The organism is Clostridium kluyveri DSM 555 (assembly GCF_000016505.1).
GTDB classification, from domain to species: Bacteria; Bacillota; Clostridia; order Clostridiales; family Clostridiaceae; genus Clostridium_B; species Clostridium_B kluyveri.
The window spans coordinates 1,604,446-1,627,237 of sequence record NC_009706.1; the positions used below are offsets into that span (position 1 = coordinate 1,604,446).

21 protein-coding genes and 1 riboswitch are annotated in these 22,792 nt (G+C 32.5%); of the genes, 17 read left to right on the forward strand and 4 right to left on the reverse strand.

Features of this window, described 5'->3' with window-relative positions:
- The first annotated feature begins 34 nt into the window (after positions 1-34).
- Positions 35-436, forward strand: coding sequence for an FMN-binding protein (locus CKL_RS07530; protein ID WP_012101920.1), 402 nt, complete (start codon positions 35-37; stop codon positions 434-436).
- A 1,145-nt stretch (positions 437-1,581) separates the two neighbouring features.
- On the opposite strand, the gene CKL_RS21225 is transcribed toward CKL_RS07530, so the two are convergent.
- Positions 1,582-1,854, reverse strand: a complete 273-nt coding sequence (locus CKL_RS21225) for a hypothetical protein (RefSeq protein WP_242649460.1) — start codon at positions 1,852-1,854, stop codon at positions 1,582-1,584.
- 384 nt (positions 1,855-2,238) lie between these two features.
- Here CKL_RS21225 and CKL_RS07535 point away from each other — a divergent pair, with 384 nt between their 5' ends.
- The 3 genes from CKL_RS07535 to CKL_RS07545 all read left to right on the forward strand — a co-directional run bounded on the left by CKL_RS07535 (position 2,239) and on the right by CKL_RS07545 (position 5,125).
- Complete coding sequence (locus CKL_RS07535) at positions 2,239-2,718, forward strand: flavodoxin (protein WP_012101924.1); 480 nt, start codon at positions 2,239-2,241, stop codon at positions 2,716-2,718.
- Between the two features lie 118 nt (positions 2,719-2,836).
- Positions 2,837-3,967: a DUF362 domain-containing protein gene (locus tag CKL_RS07540; protein WP_012101925.1), complete on the forward strand. Its 1,131-nt coding sequence runs from the start codon at positions 2,837-2,839 to the stop codon at positions 3,965-3,967.
- A gap of 315 nt (positions 3,968-4,282) precedes the next feature.
- Positions 4,283-5,125: a polysaccharide deacetylase family protein gene (locus tag CKL_RS07545; protein ID WP_012101926.1), complete on the forward strand. Its 843-nt coding sequence runs from the start codon at positions 4,283-4,285 to the stop codon at positions 5,123-5,125.
- 131 nt (positions 5,126-5,256) lie between these two features.
- Here the strand turns inward: CKL_RS07545 and CKL_RS07550 are convergent, their stop codons facing one another.
- Positions 5,257-5,868: a TetR/AcrR family transcriptional regulator gene (locus tag CKL_RS07550; RefSeq protein ID WP_012101927.1), complete on the reverse strand. Its 612-nt coding sequence runs from the start codon at positions 5,866-5,868 to the stop codon at positions 5,257-5,259.
- 159 nt (positions 5,869-6,027) lie between these two features.
- Here CKL_RS07550 and CKL_RS07555 point away from each other — a divergent pair, with 159 nt between their 5' ends.
- The 5 genes from CKL_RS07555 to CKL_RS07570 all read left to right on the forward strand — a co-directional run bounded on the left by CKL_RS07555 (position 6,028) and on the right by CKL_RS07570 (position 11,804).
- Complete coding sequence (locus CKL_RS07555) at positions 6,028-7,446, forward strand: MDR family MFS transporter (RefSeq protein ID WP_012101928.1); 1,419 nt, start codon at positions 6,028-6,030, stop codon at positions 7,444-7,446.
- A 217-nt stretch (positions 7,447-7,663) separates the two neighbouring features.
- The gene (locus CKL_RS19775) at positions 7,664-7,795 is read left to right on the forward strand and encodes a recombinase family protein (protein WP_148204832.1); all 132 of its coding nucleotides are present in this window, start codon (positions 7,664-7,666) and stop codon (positions 7,793-7,795) included.
- A 48-nt stretch (positions 7,796-7,843) separates the two neighbouring features.
- Positions 7,844-9,202: a sensor domain-containing diguanylate cyclase gene (locus CKL_RS07560; protein WP_242649480.1), complete on the forward strand. Its 1,359-nt coding sequence runs from the start codon at positions 7,844-7,846 to the stop codon at positions 9,200-9,202.
- 139 nt (positions 9,203-9,341) lie between these two features.
- The gene (locus CKL_RS07565; RefSeq protein WP_012101930.1) at positions 9,342-10,280 is read left to right on the forward strand and encodes a magnesium transporter CorA family protein; all 939 of its coding nucleotides are present in this window, start codon (positions 9,342-9,344) and stop codon (positions 10,278-10,280) included.
- Between the two features lie 123 nt (positions 10,281-10,403).
- The gene (locus CKL_RS07570; protein WP_012101931.1) at positions 10,404-11,804 is read left to right on the forward strand and encodes an aminopeptidase; all 1,401 of its coding nucleotides are present in this window, start codon (positions 10,404-10,406) and stop codon (positions 11,802-11,804) included.
- A gap of 69 nt (positions 11,805-11,873) precedes the next feature.
- On the opposite strand, the gene CKL_RS07575 is transcribed toward CKL_RS07570, so the two are convergent.
- On the reverse strand, positions 11,874-12,722 hold the full coding sequence (locus CKL_RS07575; RefSeq protein ID WP_012101932.1) for a PHP domain-containing protein: 849 nt from the start codon (positions 12,720-12,722) through the stop codon (positions 11,874-11,876).
- A gap of 238 nt (positions 12,723-12,960) precedes the next feature.
- On the opposite strand from CKL_RS07575, the gene CKL_RS07580 reads away from it, so the two are divergent.
- Positions 12,961-13,161: an alpha/beta-type small acid-soluble spore protein gene (locus CKL_RS07580; protein ID WP_012620447.1), complete on the forward strand. Its 201-nt coding sequence runs from the start codon at positions 12,961-12,963 to the stop codon at positions 13,159-13,161.
- 109 nt (positions 13,162-13,270) lie between these two features.
- On the opposite strand, the gene CKL_RS07585 is transcribed toward CKL_RS07580, so the two are convergent.
- Positions 13,271-13,597 (reverse strand): hypothetical protein, encoded by a 327-nt coding sequence (locus CKL_RS07585; RefSeq protein WP_012101934.1) that lies wholly within the window; start codon positions 13,595-13,597, stop codon positions 13,271-13,273.
- 286 nt (positions 13,598-13,883) lie between these two features.
- Here CKL_RS07585 and CKL_RS07590 point away from each other — a divergent pair, with 286 nt between their 5' ends.
- The 7 genes from CKL_RS07590 to CKL_RS07620 all read left to right on the forward strand — a co-directional run bounded on the left by CKL_RS07590 (position 13,884) and on the right by CKL_RS07620 (position 22,726).
- Positions 13,884-14,246 carry a phage holin family protein gene (locus CKL_RS07590; protein ID WP_012101935.1) on the forward strand — a complete coding sequence of 121 codons (363 nt, stop codon included), beginning with the start codon at positions 13,884-13,886 and terminating at the stop codon, positions 14,244-14,246.
- 331 nt (positions 14,247-14,577) lie between these two features.
- Positions 14,578-15,009, forward strand: a complete 432-nt coding sequence (locus tag CKL_RS07595; protein ID WP_012101936.1) for a bacteriohemerythrin — start codon at positions 14,578-14,580, stop codon at positions 15,007-15,009.
- 101 nt (positions 15,010-15,110) lie between these two features.
- Positions 15,111-15,287: riboswitch (Lysine riboswitch) on the forward strand.
- Positions 15,288-15,406: 119 nt separating this feature from the next.
- Entirely contained in the window at positions 15,407-16,864 is a 1,458-nt protein-coding gene (locus CKL_RS07600; RefSeq protein WP_012101937.1) for an amino acid permease, read from the forward strand.
- A 261-nt stretch (positions 16,865-17,125) separates the two neighbouring features.
- The gene (locus CKL_RS07605; protein ID WP_012101938.1) at positions 17,126-18,538 is read left to right on the forward strand and encodes an aspartate ammonia-lyase; all 1,413 of its coding nucleotides are present in this window, start codon (positions 17,126-17,128) and stop codon (positions 18,536-18,538) included.
- A gap of 119 nt (positions 18,539-18,657) precedes the next feature.
- Positions 18,658-19,644: a UDP-glucose 4-epimerase GalE gene (gene galE, locus CKL_RS07610; RefSeq protein WP_012101939.1), complete on the forward strand. Its 987-nt coding sequence runs from the start codon at positions 18,658-18,660 to the stop codon at positions 19,642-19,644.
- Between the two features lie 442 nt (positions 19,645-20,086).
- Positions 20,087-21,787: an arginine--tRNA ligase gene (gene argS, locus CKL_RS07615; protein ID WP_012101940.1), complete on the forward strand. Its 1,701-nt coding sequence runs from the start codon at positions 20,087-20,089 to the stop codon at positions 21,785-21,787.
- 141 nt (positions 21,788-21,928) lie between these two features.
- On the forward strand, positions 21,929-22,726 hold the full coding sequence (locus tag CKL_RS07620) for a ribonuclease H-like domain-containing protein (protein WP_012101941.1): 798 nt from the start codon (positions 21,929-21,931) through the stop codon (positions 22,724-22,726).
- Positions 22,727-22,792 lie beyond the last annotated feature (66 nt).

Below are 22,792 nucleotides of genomic sequence, written 5' to 3' on the forward strand. Positions count from 1 at the left end.
AAACAGTAAAAAATTATGCGAAGGGGGATTAGGCATGTCAAACGTAAAAAAGATAGTATTTAGTGCAGTTTGTATTGTGATTCTGGTTGTGGGCATTATTGGGGGAAAATATTTGATTTCTGTGCAGAAGTATAAGAAAGCAATTAGAGAATTAAAAATTAGTAATGTGGATTTATCAAAGATTTCTGATGGTAAATATACAGGTTCCTGTGATGTGGGGTATTTGGGTGCGAAAGTTGCAGTTACAGTTAAGAATAACAAGATTGTAGATATAACCCTGATAAGTCATAAAAATGACAGAGGAAAGCCAGCAGAAGTTATTCCAGAAAAGGTGGTAAAGGCTCAAAATCTGCGGGTAGATACTATTTCAGGGGCAACAAATAGCAGTAAAGTAATTTTAAAAGCCATTGAAAATGCATTGGAGTCTGGTGAATAATCAATTATTGGGCTGGTGGATATGTATATTTTTTATCCTAGGCTGCAGCTATAGTTTATTTAAAAGGTTCAAAAGTATTTGTCCCAAGATAAATTTACCTGCTAAAAATTTATTAAATTTCCATTGTATTTTTTCTATAATAGCAACAATTCTAGCCTTTATCCATGCTGGAAACAACTTATACCACATTAGATTTTCCACTGGATACATTAGTCTTCTGTTGATGGTTATGGTAACATTAATTGGAATACTTATGAAGTATTTTAAAAAAATATATGTGAGGCATAAAATGTTTTGGTTATATACGCACATATTTTTAACTATCATATTAATTGGAACCATTTCACTGCACATATTTAGGTATTTACTTTTACAATAATAATTTTTAACCTTCGTGAGGAAGCAATGGAAAGTAAAAGTATTGGGTAATTTTTAGGTTCAGGTGAAGTTCATGAGGAATGTTTTTCCTTACCTGAACCTCTTTCTCAATTAAGCAGCCATACTGTTCTTCTAATTTTGCAGTTTTGTCATTGATAGTGCAGAACTTACGTCAAATTTTTTCTAATTACCAGAGCTGGAACTGGCAGTATAATAAGTAAAAGATGTCTGTTTCTATGAGTTCAAGCATGGCAAACAGGCATCTGAAATAGTGTGCAAAACTAGATTCCACATATCTATGTTGTGCAAACATGGTTTTTCTCTAACAGGCCTTTCTGCCACGAACTGTTCGGATTACAGAAAAATAATTTTGTACGCATTTCTCCGTTGACATCATATTCTATACGTTCTGGAAGTTGGAACTCTGTTCCATTACCCGTAAGGATCACTGGAAAAAGTTCCTGAAATACTTTAATCCCAAGTTTTTTCGATAGAGTGTCAAAAACTTCAATGACACATTCCTTTGTTTTTTTTTCAGCACAAAAATTATCATAAGAGAGCAGTTGCGAAAAAGATAGTAAGAAAGGTCTGCTTACTGTTTCCTCGTCCGCCTTCTACAGTATCTAATTCCACAATAGAAATTCCAGGATTCCCTTTTAAAAATATACAGAAGTCATCATAGGTTCGGCCGATACGGAACTTTCTAGCCGAAAGGCTTATTCGGGTACCTTTCTTGCGCTCCTTGCATTTGTAACGAACACGTCTTCTTAAATCAATATTTTTGGCAGTAAAAACTCCCCTGTCAATATAATTGTAAAGAGTCCTCCGGCTGCAAGGGATTTCATGACCATGATGAGCATAAATATGAGCGAATGATTGCCCTGCTTCAGTAAGGGAGAAATAAGCTCATCAAGCAAGGCAATATCAGCGGGTGATTGATTAATACCATCTCTACAAGAGACCAGAAGGTCATGAGAAGATTCATCAGCCTGCTGGGGCGAATAAAGTGCATGTTGCAAATCACAACGGCGAAATTTCAAGCAGCCATTGCAAACGTAGGGTGCCTTTTGAAGCTTAGGAAAGATGGTTTCTTGATAGTCAGGACAAATAAGGGAACACTGTCTAATGCCAAGCTTTGTATCATAGCAGAGTTTACATGATCTGACGAAATCTTTATTCTGGCAGAGGAAGCGCATATGACAACTTTTAAAATGAGCACACTGTAGCACTTTTTTAGGATCCTTTCTTCGTGGAAAGTAACGGTATTCTTTTACCTCACACGAATTAAGTAGTGCAAACAAGAATTTACTTTTTCATTTTACTAAAAATTTAAATAATGCGCTTGACTTAGAGTTAACTCCAAGTGGTAAAGTATAAATAGTTATATTTTATATAAACCCTATAAAAAAAAGGAGGATTTAAAGATGTCAAAAAGTCTTATTGCATTTTTTTCATATTCGGGAAACACAGAGGTTATTGCAAATATCACAAAAGAAAATGTTGGTGGTGAGCTTTTCCAAATAAAAACAGTTGAATCTTATCCAACTAATTATAATGGAGTTGTGGATAAGGCCAGACAGGAACAAAATGCCAACTACATACCGGAACTATCAATAAACGTCACTGGTATGGATTCTTATGACATAATTTACATTGGTTATCCTAATTGGTGTAGTACAATACCAATGGCGGTATTTACATTCTTTGAGTCATATGATTTTTCTGGAAAAACAATCATACCATTCTGCACACATGGTGGAGGCGGCATGGGCAGAAGCACAACAGATATCAAAAAACTTTGTCCAAATTCAAATGTCCTAGAAGGCTTAGCAGTCAGAGGAAGTAGTGTTAATAAGGCAGGAAAAGATGTGTCAGCATGGTTGAGTGAAATTGGTGTTATTTAAGAACGCTAAGTCAAACCTTTGAAAACTTTCTTAACTTGGAGCTAACTTCAAATAGTAAGATTTGGATATTAAAATTGAATTCATTAAATCATATTTTTTAAAACAGGAGTGATTAAATATGGAAAAATCAAAAGTTTATTTTACAGATTTTCGTACGAAACTTGGAGAGGGTTTACCTACCAAGCTAAAAAGGCTGATTAAAGATGCAGGTATCGGACAAATCGATATGGATAATAAGTTCGTTGCCATCAAGATGCACTTTGGAGAGCTTGGCAACTTAGGTTATCTTCGCCCAAATTATGCTAAAGCTGTAGCCGACATGGTGAAAGAACTAGGGGGTAAACCCTTTCTAACAGACTGCAACACCTTATACCCTGGCAGCCGTAAGAATGCCCTTGAGCATTTAGAATGTGCATGGGAAAATGGATTCACCCCTCTTACAGTGGGATGCCCTGTTATTATCGGAGATGGATTAAAAGGGACTGATGACATCGCGGTACCTGTAATAGGTGGTGAATATATAAAAGAGGCTCAAATTGGACATGCAATCATGGATGCTGATGTGTTTATCAGCTTAACTCACTTTAAAGGTCATGAAATGGCTGGTTTTGGTGGTGCCATTAAGAACATTGGAATGGGCTGTGGTTCCCGTGCTGGAAAAAAAGATCAGCATATTAATGGTAAACCTCATATCATAGAGGAGCAATGTCGAGGATGCCAAAGGTGCCAGCGAGAATGTGCTAATAATGGTCTATTTTTTGATGATGTAAAAAAGAAAATGACTATCAACATAGAAAATTGTGTTGGCTGCGGTCGTTGCCTAGGCGCATGTAATTTTGATGCAATCGAGTTTGCAAACTGGTCGGCCAGTGAAGAATTGAACTGCCGTATGGCAGAATACGCCAAAGCAGTAGTAGATGGTCGTCCTTGCTTCCACATTTCCCTTGTGGTGGATGTTTCGCCTAACTGTGACTGCCACAGTGAAAATGATGCTCCGATACTTCCAAATCTAGGAATGTTCGCTTCATTCGATCCTTTGGCACTGGATCAGGCATGTGTGGATGCCTGTATGGAGGCTACCCCGCTAACTAATAGCCAGCTGTCCGATAACATAGCAAAATCCAACTTTGTTGATCATCATGACCACTTCACTAACTCTACACCGGAATCAGAGTGGCGTACTTGTCTTGACCATGCAGAAAAAATAGGAATCGGTACTCGTGAATATGAACTGATTGTTGTTAAATAAGATAAGCTGTGTACAAAGATTACCGCAATCCTGAAAAGCAATAAATACTAGAAGCTAATGAATAACAATCAACAAAATAGTCCCCGAATGATTTGGGGGCTATTTTGTTGATAAAATCCATGTCTCAAATAAACAGTTTATAAAAATCTAAAGAACAAAAAAAGCATTTCTGCTCTTAATGTTATACAATGTAAGAATATTATACTCAATTATTAGTATGAAAATAATGTTATAATACTTGATATGTTATGGCTCCACTAACAAAAATCAATTAAATTCATATTATATAAATATAAATTATTTAGGGGAGTTCTCATGATACCATATATTATAAAACCCACAGATACAATGAATTTAATTGGTACTAATCCTTATTTAAATCCTCTATACGTAAGGCCTGGAATTATAATATTTATGCCTTTACCTTTATATAGATTTGTTACTTATGATATTCTTGGAAGTACGAATAAAATGAGTAAAGCTCAAATGAATAATTTAACTATATGGAGAAAATATATCGTTCAGCTTGCAAAAAAACATCCCAATGAAATGTATATTAATGGACCAACAATAGAAAATAATGTAAGTTTAACATTTGATGATGGCCCTGATTCATCAGTAACACCTAGAGTATTGGATATATTAAAAAGTAATGATGTAAAAGCTAATTTTTTCTTTGTAGGAACTCAAATAAAGTATTTTCCTAATATAGTAAAAAGAGCTTATGATGATGGCCATTTAATATTAAACCATAGTTGGAATCATCCGTATTTCACCAAAATAAATATTGAAACAATAAGAGAAGAAATTATTCTTACTGAAAATAAAATAAAGGACATCATTGGCAAAAGGCCAGCTTTAGTGAGACCTCCATATGGAGCAACAGATGAAAAAGTTTTAGCTGCAGTCAGTGGAACAAACAATAAAATTGTTATCTGGTCTGTTGACTCCATGGATTGGGTTCAGAATATAGACAAACAAACTATTGTGAAAAATATACTTGATAATGTTAGACCAGGTGATATTGTTTTAATGCATAGTAGTGTGGGACATAAAATAGATGTGGAGATTTTACCAGAAATTATAGATGGATTAAGAAGAAAGGGTTATAGAATTGTTGATTTAAGCGTATTGCTAAAAATAAAACCATATAAGTAAAAATTAAGTTTACGACAACAAAAAACACAACAGTTGTACCCAAAATATTCGAAAAACAGCTTGCAAAAACCGTTGTTGTGTTTTTATGGTCTCGATTTGCCTTCCCGATCATGCATTTGTGAAAGATTCTGCTATTGCTGTGTTGCATGTATAAGTGGCATAAAAATGTCGTCTACAATCTCCGCTATGACTTCGTCGGATATGGGTTTCAGCTTTGTAATCAGCTCGTACTGCAACAGATCCACCGGCAATGAGATGATACGGGGCGTCAGCTTCTCAAGTCGGATTTCTCCGCGAAGTTCCGCGTTTTTCAAAATCACCGCCATAGCCGCCGTCAGCTTGCTCTCTGATCTCCGCTCGATCATTTGCGGCATGGATGCGGTGATCATGCGCCACACCAGTGGTTCCATCATAAGTCCCCTAATCGTCTCCGTGCCGATTGTTTTCAGCGGTTCAACACGCGCATGCAGATAGGCATACACATCGCCGCGCAGGTTTCCGGTATTCGGTATCTCATTTGTAATTTTAGGAAAATAATATTTACGCAGAGCAGCAATTACAAGCTCAGACTTATCGGCCCAGCGGCGATAAAGGACGGATTTGTTTGTCCCCGCCCGTGTTGCGATGCTCTCCATCGTCATATGCGTGTAGCCGGTTTCAGTGAGTTCCTCCCATGCGGCATTCAGGATTGCTTCTTCCAGAACTTCTCCGCGGCGGCGCTTACCTTTCTTTTGTTTATCCATGTTTTGTTTCCCTCCGAACCTCAACAATAAATGTACCTCTGTCATAGAAATATATATAAAAAACTTAAAGTTTCCTATTGACAAAGTTCTATATTTATTATATCATAGTCTGAAAAGAAACTCAATGTTTCTTATTGTGACTATGAAAGGAGTTTTCTCATGAGTACAGAAAATGTAAAACCGGCAAAAGAAAAACTCGATCCTGTCGTACTCAGGGCCGCCATTGTCCTAGTTGTCGGTGCGCTTGCGCCGCTATTTGATTCAACGATGGTTAATGTGGCAATCCATACGATTGCGGTTGATATGAAAACAACCATTTCCACCGTACAGTGGGTCGCGACAGGATACGTTCTGGCGATGGGGCTGACCGTTCCGATTTCAGGCTGGGCCACCAAACGATTTGGATGCAAACGATCCTATATATTTTCATTGGCGCTTTTTTTCATTGGCTCTGTATGCTCTATGCTGTCATGGAACATAGGAAGCATGATTATTTTCCGGGTCATTCAGGGTATCAGTGCTGGATTAATGATGCCGGTACTGCAAACAGAGCTGGTACAGATCTCCGGGGGACGCAATCTCGGACGAATTATGTCGATAGTCAGCATTCCCGCTATGCTTGGGCCGATCCTTGGCCCGGTGTTGGGAGGAATTATCGTCAACAGTCTGAACTGGCGTGCTATCTTTTTGGTTAATATTCCGATCTGTATTGTGGCGATTCCGTTAGCCTTGTGGGGAATACCAGCCGACAAGCTTTTGGAAAAGAAAGCATCCCTTGATGTGATTGGCTTGCTTTTGCTCTCACCAGCGTTTGCACTTCTGATCTATGGAATTGCCCAGATTGCCACGCACAGGGGATTAAATAGCAGTGCAGTCTATGTCCCGCTCATCATCGGCATTGTTTTGATGGCATCTTATGTCGTCTATGCTCTGAATACGAAACGGGAACCAGCTCTGAATCTGAGGCTGTTCAAATCCGTCAATTTTTCCGCTTCCAATATCCTGCTGATTTTCAGCGGCATCATTACGAATGGGGCTTTGTTGATGCTGCCGCTCTATTACCAGGAGGTGCGCGGTGCAAGTGCCCTGTCAGCCGGCTTGTGGCTACTTCCTCAGGGAATAGGCATGCTGCTCACCAGAAGTTGGGCTGGAAAAGCGGCGGATCGTGACGGCTCGCGCAATATTGTACTGATGAGCCTCGCTGCCATTGTAATGGGTACATTGCCGTTTGCTTTTGCGGGTACGGATACAAATATGATTCTTTTGGCTGTCGCCCTTTTGATCAGAGGGTCAGGGCTTGGCGGTTTGTTTATTGCAATCATGGCATCCGCCCTCATTGGACTTCAAAGAGATCAGGTTCCACATGCAAGTATAGCCACAAGGATCTTTCAAACTATCGGAGGGGCTTTCGGGTCGGCCATTCTTGCGACTGTCGCCGAGCAGCAGATGGCGGGCCACGTGCAGTCTGATCTTCATGCGATTGCATATGCATACGACGTCTCGTTCTGGTGGGCGATTGGCTTTGCAGTGGTAGCAGCGATCCCTGCGCTGTTCTTGGCGGTGCGTAAAAAATCGTAGCAGGAAACAGGTGCTGTCTATAAATGGGCTGCGTTTAATGAAGTACAATTTTTATTTTTAAATGAAGAACTACAAACGGTCGTTTTTAGTTCTTTTTTCTAATAGAACTAAATGCCGTTATTATATGAGAAAGTCAGCATCATAAATATGACCTAAATTAAAGTGCCTTTATTGCTTAATAAAAATGTTTATGGTACTATCACGTTGAGGTGATTAAATGAAAATTGGATATGCACGAGTATCAACTGCAGATTGGTCAATGGATCGACAACTTGATCAATTAAAAGAAATTGGCTGTAAAAAGATATTTATATGCATAAATAGCTCTAAATTATCAAGTGACTCTTAGTTTCAGATGGAGTTTTTTAATTTGAAAGGGGCTAGCAATTAATTGAATATGAAAAAATTAAAAAGAATAATTTTAGATAATGAGGAAATTCTCATAGAAAAAATTTTGAAATATGCAAAAGAACGAAATTATGTAAAATATACTTCAACTTTAAAAGAGGCATGGCGAATGTCAATGTCAGGACTTTCGGAATCCCTTATAAAAGCCATTGAAAAAAACAACTCTATCCCTGAGATGGGGCCAGATGATGATTTCACTAAAAGTGAAGTTGCTAAATTTGGGGTTTTAGAAGCGCAAAAACATCGTTCAAGGGGTGTTACATTAGGCATGTTTCTAGGACTTATGAAATATTATCAACAAGTATATATAGATATTATTGATGAAAGTAATTTTTTACCTAAAGAAAAGAAACACTTTTCCCAGTATATTAAAAGATATTTTGACCATATAGAATTGGGTTTTACTATAGAGTGGGCAGGATTATCTGGAAAACAAAAGTTAGAAGAGCTTCAAAAATCAAATAGAGAAATGACAAATGAAAAGAATAAATACCTAACTGTTTTTGAAAGTATTTATGATCCTATTATACTTGTAGGTAGAAATACTAATATTGAAAATATAAATTATAGAGCAGCAGAAGTTTTCTTAAATGTAGTTGTTCCAGGAACAAAATATTATGGAAATGTGAATATAGACGGGGAATTATCATGGATAAATGAAGAAATTAGTAAATTTGTTGATTCAAATAAAGATGAAATTTTACAGGAGAAAACAATTGAAACTAAAATTGGTGAAAAAACTTTTTTAGTAAAATTTAAGAAAATGCTTGATGTAAGTGAAAAGTATAGAGGGACTGTTATTATATTTAATGACATAACCCAAAGGATAGAAATAGAAAGAGAATTAAAAATTAAACATGAACAACTTAAATATTATGCATTTACTGACTGTATGACAGGAGTTTTAAACCGCAGAACAGGGCTTATGACATTGGAAAGGGAACTATCTCTAGTATGTAAAGGGGATAGACCTTTATCTGTATGTTTTGTAGATGTAGATGGGTTGAAAAAAATTAATGATACCTATGGTCACGTAGAAGGAGACTGGGTGATTAATTTTATTGTTTCAAATATTGAATTAATGGTAAGAAAGACAGATACGGTGAGCCGCATGGGTGGAGATGAGTTCCTCATAATTTTTCCGGATTGCTGTGAAGAGGATGCTGAAAAAATAATTGAGAGGATATGTTGTAGATTGAAGCATCATAAAAAGCCTTTTAAATGTTCTTTTAGCTATGGAATAATAGAAATAACAAAAGATAGCAAATTCAGTGTTAATGATGTGATTAAAGCTTCAGATGAAAAGATGTATAAGAATAAATTATCGAAAAATATATCAAGGGAATGATGAATTATTTAGGTTTAAAATTAACACACTAATATAAACTGAACTTATCATAGATAACAAATATGTAAACTGAAATCATGTGAATTTTAGTTTTAGGGGACTAAATAATAGGCTATAGTTTTTATTGGTGGTGTTTTTTGTGAGAATATTAAATATAGACAGTAATTTCCAGGAAATTAATGGGGATATTGAATTTATGGATAACCATTATTGGATAATCTTATCTATAGATGAAATTGACAGACTAGATAATTTTATATCTGTAGATAGGGAAACCATAAATGAGTGTAAAAGTTTTTCACAGGTACCAAAAATAAGTTTTTTTGATGGATATATTTTTTTAATATGTAATGTACTTAACTACGTAGAGGAAATAGTGATAGCTAAAGAATTAAATGTATTTTTAAGTAGAAATTATATTATAACTGTATACAAGGACAGAATTGATATATTAGATATTCTAATAAAGGATATAAACGATTCTAAAAATTGTTTTGTACTGAAAGACAATCCAAAGGTGTGTATACTTCTCTATTATATTTTAGACAGGATAGTAGTTAGAAACCATGATATAATATCTGAACTGGAAGTTGAAGCAGACAGAATTGAAATAAGTATTTTGAAAAATCCAAGACATGAGCAAATAGACAATTTAATAACTCTTAGAAGGCAGGTCTATAAGATAAGAAAATATTTAAGTCCTCTTATATACATAGGAGACAGTTTAGTTATAAATGATAATCTTGTAATTGATAAAGAGAGCATGAAGTATTTTATAAATTTAAATAAGAAAATAGAGAAACTTATGTCTTCTCTTGAAAGTTTGGTTCAAGATTTAGCTTTGGTTAGAGAAGCTTTTGAATCAGAAATATCCAATAAGACCAATGAACTTATGAAAATTTTCACGGTAATAGCAACTATATTTTTGCCTTTAAATTTAATAAGCAGCATGTATGGTATGAACTTAAAAGGAATACCATTTGTAGAACGGGATAATGGATGCCATTATGTAATATTAATTATGGTAGTTGTAGCCATAACTCTAATATGTGTATTTAAGAGAAAAAAATGGCTTTAAATTAATTTAACAGTATTGTAATAAAATTATTGTGATAAAATATAAATGGTAATAAAATGAATGTTACCATTTGTTTTTTTTCATAGTATTATGTAAGTTAAATATAGATAAGGAGAGATAGAAATGTCAAAGGATTTAACTAAAAAGTATAAATATGCCTGGGATAAATATTCAAAAAAAGATTTTAAGCTCCTTTTTGAGTTATCAGATGGATATAAGGATTTTATGTCCAGGTGTAAAACTGAAAGAGAATGTATAAGGGAATTTATATTAAGAGCTGAAAAAAATGGGTATAAGGATTTGGAAAGTATTATAAATGAAAAGGCTGTCTTAAAACCAGGTGATAAAGTTTATGCCAACAATAAGGATAAAACTTTAGCACTTTTTATAATTGGAAATAAAGATATACAAGAGGGTATGAGAATACTGGGGGCTCATGTAGATTCTCCAAGAATTGATTTAAAACAAAATCCTCTTTATGAAGATATGGATCTGGCACTTTTAGATACTCATTATTACGGGGGTATAAAAAAATATCAGTGGGTTACAATTCCTCTTGCCATTCATGGGGTAGTAGTAAAGAAAGATGGCAGTAAAGTAGAAATAGTGGTGGGAGAAAAAGAGGATGAGCCTGTAGTTGGAATATCTGATTTACTTGTACATTTATCTTCAATCCAAATGGAGAAAAAAGCAAACAAAGTAATAGAAGGAGAGGATTTAAACATATTAGTTGGAAGTATTCCAATTCAGGATAAGGAGGCTAAAGATAGGGTAAAACAAAATATTTTGAGGCTATTAAATGATAAATACAAAATAGAAGAAGAAGATTTTGTATCTGCTGAACTGGAGGTAGTTCCTGCAGGACCTGCCAGGGACTTTGGCCTGGATAGAAGTATGATTATGGCTTATGGACAGGATGATAGAATATGTGCATATACTTCTTTTGTCGCAATGATGAATATAAATAATCCTGATAAAACCTGTGCTACTCTTTTAGTAGATAAAGAAGAAATAGGAAGTGTAGGGGCTACTGGAATGCATTCAAGATTTTTTGAAAATACAGTGGCAGAAATTATAGCACTTTGTGGAGATTATAATGATTTAAAATTAAGGAGAGTTTTAACAAATTCAAAAATGTTGTCTTCAGATGTTAGTGCTGCTTTTGATCCTAACTACCCTTCTGTTATGGAAAAAAACAATTCAGCTTATTTTGGCAAGGGGATAGTATTTAATAAATATACCGGCTCTAAGGGTAAATCTGGATGCAATGATGCAAATCCAGAATATATAGCTGAACTAAGGAATATAATGGAAAAAGATGATGTGTACTGGCAAACTTCAGAACTTGGAAAGGTGGATCAAGGGGGAGGAGGAACCATAGCCTATATATTGGCACGATATAATATGCAGGTTATAGACTGCGGTATAGCACTACAAAATATGCATGCACCTTGGGAAGTTGCCAGCAAAGCTGATATATATGAGGCTGTAAAAGGGTATACTGCTTTTTTAAATAGAATATAACAAAAAATGCTGTATAATTTGAAATTTTTAGTTATACAGCATTTTTAGTACATGTAAAAATTAGTATAGTTACATACTATTTAGTTTATCTAAAAATATATTTATTCCATCCTCATCTAAAAAAACTTCACCTATGGCATGGGAATGTTTTAAATTTTTATCTTTTTGTGAAATGCTGCCATGGAAATCAGAGCCTGCAGTTATTATTTTGTTGTATTTTTTAGCATATTCTATAAATTTATTTGTATCTTCTGTACTATTGTTAGCATAAATTGCTTCTATACCGTGGAAAGGAAACCTGATTAGTTCTTCTATATCAATATCTTTTATAAGTACAGGATGGGCTAATACAACTAAAGCATTTAATGATTGAAGCATTTTTATGCCTTCTAATGTGGAAAGCTTTTTATTGGGAACATAAGCGGCACAGGATTCGCCTATAAAGTTTTTAAATATATCTTGAAAACTATAATTATATCCCTCATCTATAATAGCTCGAGCAATATGAGGTCTTGTAATAATTCCATGAGCATTTTTTACTATATTCTCATAAGAAATATTTATATTAAAAAATTTATTTAGATTATGAACTATTTTTTTACCCCTTTCTACTCTGTACGAATCCATTTCTTTTAAAAAATTTTTAAATTTCAATGATATAAAAGAGGGGTCTTTGAAATAGCCTAATATATGGACACTTTTGTTATTATATAAGGTAGATAACTCAAGGCCAGGAATAACCTTTATATTTACCTTTTCTCCTTGGTATAAAGCGCTGTCTATACCAGATATAGTATCATGATCCGTTATAGCTATTATATCCAAACCTGCTTTTTTTGAATTAGTTACTATTTCCGCAGGAGATAGTTTTCCGTCAGAAGCAGTTGTATGTAAATGAAAATCTCCTTTTTTATACAATAAAATCACCTACTTGTTAAAATTTAATATATATAAATTATACTTTAAAAAAGAAATATTTTATATAAAATATTGGATTAATATAATTTTTATATATAAAATATTTCTATTTGTAATAAATATTAACTTATTTTCATATAAACTTATAGTGTAATAATTTTTATATGGAGCAAACTTATAATGTAATATAAAACAAAGAATATAAAAAAGAATATAGAAAAAGAGGAGGAAATTAATCATGGCAAGTAACAGAACAAATAGAGTTTTAGTTCCGCAGGCTAAAGAAGCCTTGAATAGATTTAAAATGGAATCAGCAAGGGAAGTAGGAGTGAATTTAAAAGAAGGATACAATGGAGATCTTACTTCAAGAGAAGCAGGTTCTGTAGGTGGAAATATGGTTAAAAAAATGGTTCAGGCGTATGAACAGAACTTAAAATAGAATAAACATGAATTAAAGTCAGATGAAATAAATTTCATCTGACTTTTTTAATGCAATTTAATATACTTTTTAAATATTTTAGTAGAAATATATAAATTCATAGAATAAATTATTTTATGCCGCTTATTTTACCTCTAAGGGCTTTTATTCGTCCATTTACATAGTTTAAAAGTTCAGGTTTATTGTCCTTTATATTCATTGGGGCATTGGAAACTATACTTATAACATTTAATCTGTTGGAGTTTATTTCACTGGCAATTTCATGAGCTAAATGCTTATCTTTGGTTTTCCAATAAGCATTATTGAATTCGTTTGCTTGTTTTTTATTATAGTATCCTTTTTCAATGCCGAATTGAAATAAATCGGCAGCAGATTCTAGTTCATCCAAATCTCTGGATTTTAAAGTTTCATCAATAAGAGTTTGAAATGTTTTCATTATTATACTCCTTTTCAATAAATTGTTGGAACTAATATATCTATACTTTTAAACTTGAAATTTGTTCTATATAGACAATATACTTATACCTTTTTTCTGTTATTTTGTCAATATTGATTTTAAATATACATAATGCGAGTGTTTTATATATAAAATATTGCAGATTATATATTTTTTTGTCAATATGTTAAGTTTAAAAAGATTTTTATTTTTAAATATTTTTTGTGATTTAGGTAAAGACTATGTTTATGTAAAATAAATATTTTATTGAAAAGGAGTGACTTTCGTGGGTGATACAAAAAGAGAGTCAGAGAAATCTTCTATAGGTGGTTATATAGTAAGGTTTATTTTAACAGTAATTGTACTGGGGATAACTTCATTTTTAACACCTGGTTTTAGAATAGTGGGACTATGGTCTTATTTAGTAGCAGCAGTTGTTATAAGCTTAATAGACTATTTTGTAGAAAAATTTATGGGTGTAGATGCATCTCCTTTTGGAAAAGGAATAAAGGGTTTTATAATTGCAGCTATAATATTATATTTAACTCAATTTTTAGTGCCTAATATGAGTGTATCTATATTGGGAGCTATTATTGCATCAGTTGTTATAGGAATATTGGATGCTGTAATCCCTGGAAGAGTAATGTAAAATGTTGTTTTTTTAGATTTAATTCTTAATAATAATATAAATTACAATCTAACAATAAAATTTAATATTTTTGTTTAGAATAATTTTTACACACCAAAATAGATAAATTACTTCAATTTTGGTGTGTTTTTGTATTGAATAATATTAATATTTAATTACTAATAGAATGTTTAGTATTTTTTAATTTTTTGTTATAATTAAAAAAACAATATTTACTTGGAATTGTTTGCTTATAAATATTAGACAAAAATATGTTAAAATTTAGTTTGAGTTTAATAGACCAATATTTATATATAGGAGATAAATTAATTAGAGATGGGGGGATAACAAAATGTTTGAATGGAAGGATGATTACAATTGTGGCATTAAAAGGATAGATGAAGAACATAAAAGACTCTTTGAAATAGGTGAATCTGTATACGATCTTATAATAAATGAAAACCATGCAGATTATTTTGGAGATGTTTTAAATTTAATTGATGACCTTAAAGAATATACTGTGTATCATTTTGAAGATGAAGAAAGAATAATGAAGCTTTATGATTATCCCGAGTACAAGGAACAAAAAAAAGCTCATGATGCCTTTATAAATAAAATCGAAAATTTAGATTTGGAAGAACTAGATGAGGACATACAAAAATCTGTATTAAAATTATTGGATTTTATTTATGATTGGATATCAAAACATATACTAGGTATGGATTTGAAGCTAAAAGATTATTTTGATAGTCTAAAACCTAAAAAATCAAGTAAATCAATTTAAAATATATTTTGCTCTTTGTCATAATGAGTAGAGAAATGTATTAAAATACCATTGACTAATATTTACTTATAGTACATAATGTATTTGTACTATAAGTGAATATTTAAGATAGAGGTGCAAAATTTATAAGTAAAGTTTTGGAGGCAAGCACAATGAAGGGACTTAAAAGGAAATTTTGCCGAAGTGTTCAACAGATGCTTTGATGTTGAATTAACTGGTTTTGTATAAAATATATACAAGACTGTCACAAATATAATTTGTGAAGAGCTATCATTCATTGTGGAATTAATATATTTTTATATTTATAACCTTGGGTGTACACTCTCAAGGCTATTTTTATGCTTATCTTACTTACTTCACTTATGGGGATTTTGATACCGATAAGGGGGAGAAAAAAATGGAGAGCTCAGTAGAACAAAATAATGAGCGTGATAATGAACTAAAAAGAGGACTTAAGACTAGACATTTAAGTATGATTGCCATAGGAGGAGCTATTGGAACAGGAATATTTTTAGCATTAGGTGCTACTATTAATCAGGCAGGTCCTGGAGGAGCACTAGTAGCTTATGGCTGTATAGGAATTATGGTTTATTTTTTAATGACGGGCTTAGGAGAAATGGCTACTTATATGCCGGTTTCAGGCTCTTTTGGTGTTTATGCCACTAAATTTGTAGATCCAGCTTTAGGATTTGCATTAGGATGGAATTATTGGTACAATTGGGCAATAACTGTAGCTGCAGAAATGGTAGCAGGAGCACTTATAATGAAATATTGGCTGCCAGGTGTACCAGCTATTGTGTGGAGTGTGTGTTTCTTAGCTGTAATAGTTTTATTAAATTTATTATCTGCAAGAGCCTATGGAGAATCGGAATTTTGGTTTGCAGGCATCAAAGTAGTAACCGTTATCGTTTTTATATTAGTAGGAGTAGCAACTATTATAGGTATATTTAATGGAAATCCAGTAGGATTTAAAAATTTTACAGTAGGAGAAGCACCTTTTGTAGGAGGTTTTAAATCTATATTCCTAGTATTTTTGATTGCAGGTTTTTCTTTTCAGGGTACTGAATTAGTAGATATAGCTGCGGGAGAAAGTGAAAATCCAGAAAAAACCATACCGAAAGCTATTAATAGTATATTTTGGAGAATACTAATATTTTATATAGGAACAATATTTGTAGTAGGTGCCATAATTCCGTATATGAATGCAGGAGTTGATACAAGTCCTTTTACTTTGGTATTTAAAAAGGCTGGTATAGCAGGAGCTGCATCTCTTATGAATGCAGTTATATTGACTTCAGTGCTGTCGGCAGGAAACTCTGGAATGTACGCTTCAACTAGAATGTTGTATTCTATGGCTAAAGATAAGAAAGCACCTGCCTGGCTGGCAAAAGTTAATTCAAGAGGAGTGCCTGTAAATTCATTGATACTTACAACAATAGTAGCATCTGCATGTTTTTTAACAGGGCTTTATGCCGAAAGTACAGTGTATGTTTGGCTGGTAGCAGCTTCAGGTCTTGCAGGATTTGTAGCATGGCTTGGTATAGCAATTTGTCATTATCGTTTTAGAAAAGCTTATGTTGCTCAAAATAGGGATTTTGGAAGATTAAAATATAGGGCTAAATTATTTCCATTAGGACCTATAATAGCATTGGTGCTTTGCATTATAGTTATCTTGGGACAAGGTGTTACTTATTTTGAAGCTAACAACATAGATTGGAGTGGAGTAACCTCATCTTATATAGGACTTCCTCTATTTTTAGGATTGTGGATATGGTATAAGAAAAAATATAGCACTAAGGTAATAAAGCTAGAAGAAGTAGATTTTGATAGTATTGAAGAGGAAGTAAAATTATAATAGATACTTTAATTGATTAATTGCTGGAGAACAGTTGTGTTTTCCGGCAATTTTTTATTTTGCATATTTAATTAATGTATATTTAGAACAAATAGCGTACAGCAGGTTTGTTCTTATTAGATATACAAAACATATTGATGTTATGATAAATTATTAATAATAAAATTATTAATTTAGAATAAATGCTTATTTTTTATTTTTAATATATCAACAAATTTCTGAAACGACTATTTTTAATCTTAGTTAAAGGGGATGGATATTATGGATTTTAGAATTGAAAGTGATTCCATAGGAGAAAAAAAGGTTCCTAAAAGTGCATATTATGGAATAAACACTTTAAGGGCTGCAGATAATTTTAAAATTACAGGACTTAAAATTCATGAGGAATTTATAAAAAGTATTGTAGAGATAAAAAAGGCCGCTGCTATAACTAATGAGGGTATTGGACTGCTTGGTGAACATATTAAAGAGACAATTGTAAAAGCTTGCGATGAGATAATAGAGGGTAAATTTAAAGATCAGTTTATTACAGATCCTATACAAGGTGGGGCAGGTACATCTATAAATATGAATGTAAATGAAGTGGTTTCAAATAGATCCATTGAATTATTAGGAGGAGAAAAGGGAAATTATAATATTGTCAATCCAAATGATCACGTGAATATGGGGCAATCTACTAATGATGTTATTCCAACAGCAGGTAAAATTACAACTATAAAACTTATTTTAAGGTGTATAAAACAGTTGAAAATATTGAAAAAAGTGTTTAAAGAAAAAGCTGAAGAATTTAATGATATTATAAAAATGGGTAGAACTCAGCTTCAGGATGCAGTACCTATTAGATTAGGACAGGAATTTAATGCCTATAGTTCAGTGATAAAAAGAGATATATTAAGATTAAATCAGGTTATAGAAAGCTTAAAAGAAGTCAATATAGGTGGAACAGCCATAGGGACAGGCATAAATACAGATATGAGGTATCAAATAAAAATAATACCTAACCTTAGTAAAATTACACAAATACAATTAAACCAGGCGGAAGATTTAATTGATTCAACTCAAAACTTGGATAGTCTCGTAATAACTTCATCAGTCATAAGAACCTGTGCAGTTAACCTATCAAAGATAGCAAATGATTTAAGGCTCATGTCATCAGGACCGAGAACAGGCTTTGGGGAAATAAATCTTCCGGCAAAACAAAATGGCTCTTCCATAATGCCGGGAAAGGTTAATCCTGTAATACCAGAGGTAATTAATCAGATAGCTTTTAATATTATTGGAAATGATGTTACCATTAATATGGCTGCAGAGGCAGGACAATTAGAATTAAATGCCTTTGAGCCAATTATGTTTTTTAATTTATTTCAGTCTATAGAAACTCTGACAAATGGTATTAATACCTTTGTTGAAAACTGCGTTCAGGGTATTACAGCAAATAGAAAAAGATGTAAGGGACTTTTAGAAAACAGTATAGGAATACTTACAGCTCTTTGTCCTTATGTAGGATATAAAGAAGCTGCTGAAATTGCCAAAAGGGCTATGAATACTGGAGAATCTGTAAGGAAGATTATTTTAAGAGAAAAAATTTTAGATGAAAGAGAAGTTAATAGTATATTAAATACTGTAGACATGACAAAACCTAGAATATCAAGGAAATATGCAGTTTATAAATAGAAATATTAGTACTTAATTGTGAATAAATATATTTATAGTTTAATCCTTTATTAACACAAACTGAAAAATAATTGTAGTAGAATATATAATAAATAAAATATTGTATTGGAGGTTTTAAAATGTCAATTTTAGTTTGTGGGGGAGCAGGGTATATAGGGAGCCATATGGCAGCAGAGCTTTTGGAAAGAGGAAAAGAAATTGTAGTATTGGATAACTTTGAAAAAGGACATAAATCTGCTGTACTTGGAGGCAAGGTTTACCAGGGCGATTTAAGGGATGAAAATGCAGTGGATAAGGTGTTTGAAGAAAATAACATTGAATCAGTAATAGATTTTGCAGCTTACTCTCTGGTGGGAGAAAGTGTAGAGGAACCTCTTAAATATTTCGAAAATAATGTTGTAGGTACTTTGAACTTATTAAAGTCTATGAGAAAATATGGAGTAAAATATATTGTATTTTCTTCCACTGCTGCAACTTATGGAGAGCCTAAAAACATACCTATTTTTGAAGATGATTCAACATATCCAACTAATCCCTATGGAGAATCCAAGCTTACGGTAGAAAAATTGTTAAAATGGAGTGATAGGGCATATGGTATAAAATATGCTGCACTAAGATATTTCAATGCGGCAGGTGCGCATATTTCAGGACTTATAGGAGAAGATCATAACCCTGAAACACACCTGATTCCTATAATACTTCAGGTGGCTTTAAAAAAGAGAGATAAAATATTTATATTTGGGGATGACTACAGTACAGAAGACGGAACCTGTATTAGAGATTATGTTCATGTTATGGATTTAGCTAATGCCCATCTTTTGGCATTGAATAAAATTATTGAGGATGGGAAAAGCGGAATTTATAATTTAGGTAATGGCAGAGGCTTCTCTGTAAAAGAAGTAATTGAAGTTTCACGAAAAGTAACTGGACAAAAAATAAAAGCTGAAATTGCTCCTAGAAGAGAAGGAGATCCTGAGACACTTATAGCTTCTTCTAAAAAAGCAGAAGAAGAACTCAATTGGAAACCAAAATATAATTCACTTGAGACAATTATTGATACTGCATGGAAATGGCATAAGGAACATTTAAATGGATTTGAAGAGTAAAATATATTAATGGTTAATTATATATTGACAAAAAAATGTTAATAGTAATATAATAAAGTGTAGGTTCTGTGATTTTATTCATAACGCTTGCATAAAGTGTTATAAGCTAGAAATATAATAGATAGGCTGTATACCTATTATTTAGATATTGTGATAGGAGGAGGCCGTCTCTTAAGATAAAAGAGGCGGTTTTTTATATTATATAGTAACTTAGGATTTTTAGTTTTTATCCAAGCGCTGCCATTGATAAACTCTCATCTTCTTCAAAAGTTAGGGATAAGCAATGCTGTGCGTCTGGATAAGTTCTTCTAAGGTTCAGATGGAGATAAGCATTTCTTATAACAAACTCCACCTGAATATCTGAATCACTTGATTTAAAAGAATAGAAATGGGAGAGGAGCTGAAAAGTGTTAAATAAAGGTATACTTATTTAACTGTTAATATGGATTTTAAAAAGTTAGCGGCAGAAGAGATTAAAAAAAATATAGATTTGGAATTGAATTTTATAGAAGGTTTAATAGAAGTACCACCAAAACCTGAAATGGGAGATTACGCATTTCCATGTTTTCAATTGGCAAAAGTATTGAAAAAGGCACCAAATATAATTTCTAAGGAATTAAAAGATAAATTACACAGCAAGTACTTCGAGAAAATTGAAAATTTAGGACCTTATGTGAATTTCTTTGTAGATAAAAAAATATTTACTGAATATACTTTAAAAGAAATATTATTAAAAGGAGACAGCTATGGAAGTTCAGACATGGGAGAAGGAAAAAATGTAGTTGTAGAATATTCATCACCTAATATTGCGAAACCTTTCCATGTAGGACATCTTTTTAGTACGTCTATAGGAAATGCCCTATACAAGATGATAAATTTTCAAGGATATAATTGTACGAGAATAAATCATCTGGGAGACTGGGGAACTCAATTTGGAAAGCTTATAGCAGCTTATAATAGATGGTGCAATGCAGAGGAGTTAAATAGAGACCCTATAAAGGAACTTTTAAGAATATATGTAAAATTTCATGAAGAAGCGGAAAAAGATCCCTCACTTAACGAAGAAGGTAGAATGTATTTTAAAAAATTAGAGGATGGTTCGGAAGAGGAAATTAAACTTTGGAAAAAATTTAAGGATTTAAGTCTTAGGGAATTTAAAAAAGTATATGATTTATTGAAGGTAGATTTTGATTCCTATGCAGGAGAGAGTTTTTATACTGACAAAATGGATGCAGTTGTAGAAGAAATAGATAAAAAGGGACTTCTTGTTGAAAGTAACGGTGCAAAAGTGGTACTTTTAGACGAGTATAATATACCTCCTTGCATTGTAAAAAAATCAGATGGAACAACCATATATGCAACTCGTGATTTGGCTGCAGCTATATATAGGAAAAAAACCTATGATTTTTATAAGAGTATATATGTGGTGGGACTTGACCAATCTCTTCATTTCAAGCAGGTATTTACCACACTCAAATTAATGGGTAAAGATTGGGCGGACTCATGTAAGCATGTAGGATTTGGATTGGTTAGATTTGCAAATAAAAAACTTTCTACACGAAAAGGAGATGTAATATTTTTAGAAGAACTTTTAAATAAATCTGTAGAGAGAACTCTTGAAATAATAAATGAGAAGAACCCTAAGCTTGAAAATAAAGAAGAGGCGGCTAAAAAGATTGGTATAGGAGCTGTGATATTTACCTATCTGAAAAATAATAGAGAGAAAGATATAGTATTTGACTGGAATGAAATGCTGAGTTTTGAAGGAGAAACTGGTCCTTATGTTCAATATAGCTATGCAAGGGGAAAAAGTATTCTTAGAAAATCAGAAGAAGCATCCTATGATGAAAATCAGATAGACTATAGTAAATTGGGCAGCAAAGAGGAATTTGAACTTGTAAAGATCCTTGAAAACTTTAATAAATCTATAATAAATGCCATAAATAGATTGGAACCATTTATAGTTACCAGGTATGTAATAGATGTGGCCAAAGCTTTCAATAAATTTTACAATGCTCATAGTATTATGAATGCAGCAGATGAGAATATTAAAAAGGCCAGATTGTATTTGGTAAAATGTACCTGTCAGGTGTTGAAAAATGGATTAAATCTAATGGGGATAGAAGTAGTGGAAAAGATGTAGATGAGATTTTAAATATTTTATCTGAAGGCTGTCAGAGCTATACTGGCTCTGAAGCTTGTCGAAGGTAGGAGTAAATATTGTTATTTCACCGGGTAACCAGATAATATAGAAAGGAGAAGTTACGTTAAAGTAACACATATTATGGAAATTAAAGAATATGATCGTCTGGTAAATGTAGAAGGTAATGTATTTTTAAGTTGTGATATGGGAAATATAGCCTATTTTGATATAGAAACAACTGGTTTCGATAGAGAATGTGATAATATAATACTTATATCTCTTGGGAGGTTTATTGATAAAAATAAATTGTCAATAAAACAATATTTTGCAGATACTCTACAGGATGAAAGTGAAGTATTATATAATTTTGGCATGGATATATTAAAATATGATAAATGGTGTTCTTATAATGGAATAGCCTTTGATGAGCCTTTTGTAAAAGAGAGAATGCACCGGAATAACATATACTTTGAGTTTCCTAAATATCATGTGGATTTATACAGACTCATAAGGCCTTATTACAAGCAGTTGGGTATGGAAAGGTGTAACTTAAAGACTGTGGAAAAATATTTGGGTATAAACAGGAAAGATAAGATAGATGGGGGAATTAGTGTAGATTTATATAGAGAATTTTTAAAATCTAATACTAAGGATATAAAATATACCATAATGCTTCATAATTATGAAGATGTTTTAAATCTGCCTAAAATACATGAATTTGCTTTTAAAGTAAGAAATGATAAGTTACTGGTGAGAGAAAATTGTATTACGGAAAAACAAAAAAGATATTTAAAAATTCTTTTAAAGAAAAATAATGTAGATTTAAATATACAATTTGAAAAAATATCTAAAAAAGTTGCATCACAAATTATAGATTATCTGATAAAAGGGGAAAAGGATGTAGAAAAATTTGATAATATCATAAATGGGAGTTATTGATAAATGTTTAATTCAAATTAATAATATATTTAACTTTTGGAAAATTTTTAGACTTTTAAAAAAAAA

Bases quoted from the DNA above. Each gene is read 5' to 3' on its own strand.
- CKL_RS07580 (WP_012620447.1), top strand. From the start codon at position 12,961: ATGGCAAGTAACAGAACAAATAGAGTTTTAGTTCCGCAGGCTAAAGAA.
- CKL_RS07535 (WP_012101924.1), top strand. From the start codon at position 2,239: ATGTCAAAAAGTCTTATTGCATTTTTTTCATATTCGGGAAACACAGAG.
- CKL_RS07620 (WP_012101941.1), top strand. From the start codon at position 21,929: ATGGAAATTAAAGAATATGATCGTCTGGTAAATGTAGAAGGTAATGTA.
- CKL_RS07555 (WP_012101928.1), top strand. From the start codon at position 6,028: ATGAGTACAGAAAATGTAAAACCGGCAAAAGAAAAACTCGATCCTGTC.
- CKL_RS07585 (WP_012101934.1), bottom strand. From the start codon at position 13,597: ATGAAAACATTTCAAACTCTTATTGATGAAACTTTAAAATCCAGAGAT.
- CKL_RS07600 (WP_012101937.1), top strand. From the start codon at position 15,407: ATGGAGAGCTCAGTAGAACAAAATAATGAGCGTGATAATGAACTAAAA.
- CKL_RS07545 (WP_012101926.1), top strand. From the start codon at position 4,283: ATGATACCATATATTATAAAACCCACAGATACAATGAATTTAATTGGT.
- CKL_RS07540 (WP_012101925.1), top strand. From the start codon at position 2,837: ATGGAAAAATCAAAAGTTTATTTTACAGATTTTCGTACGAAACTTGGA.
- CKL_RS07570 (WP_012101931.1), top strand. From the start codon at position 10,404: ATGTCAAAGGATTTAACTAAAAAGTATAAATATGCCTGGGATAAATAT.
- CKL_RS07595 (WP_012101936.1), top strand. From the start codon at position 14,578: ATGTTTGAATGGAAGGATGATTACAATTGTGGCATTAAAAGGATAGAT.
- argS (WP_012101940.1), top strand. From the start codon at position 20,087: ATGGATTTTAAAAAGTTAGCGGCAGAAGAGATTAAAAAAAATATAGAT.
- galE (WP_012101939.1), top strand. From the start codon at position 18,658: ATGTCAATTTTAGTTTGTGGGGGAGCAGGGTATATAGGGAGCCATATG.
- CKL_RS07550 (WP_012101927.1), bottom strand. From the start codon at position 5,868: ATGGATAAACAAAAGAAAGGTAAGCGCCGCCGCGGAGAAGTTCTGGAA.
- CKL_RS19775 (WP_148204832.1), top strand. From the start codon at position 7,664: ATGAAAATTGGATATGCACGAGTATCAACTGCAGATTGGTCAATGGAT.
- CKL_RS07530 (WP_012101920.1), top strand. From the start codon at position 35: ATGTCAAACGTAAAAAAGATAGTATTTAGTGCAGTTTGTATTGTGATT.
- CKL_RS07560 (WP_242649480.1), top strand. From the start codon at position 7,844: ATGAAAAAATTAAAAAGAATAATTTTAGATAATGAGGAAATTCTCATA.
- CKL_RS07605 (WP_012101938.1), top strand. From the start codon at position 17,126: ATGGATTTTAGAATTGAAAGTGATTCCATAGGAGAAAAAAAGGTTCCT.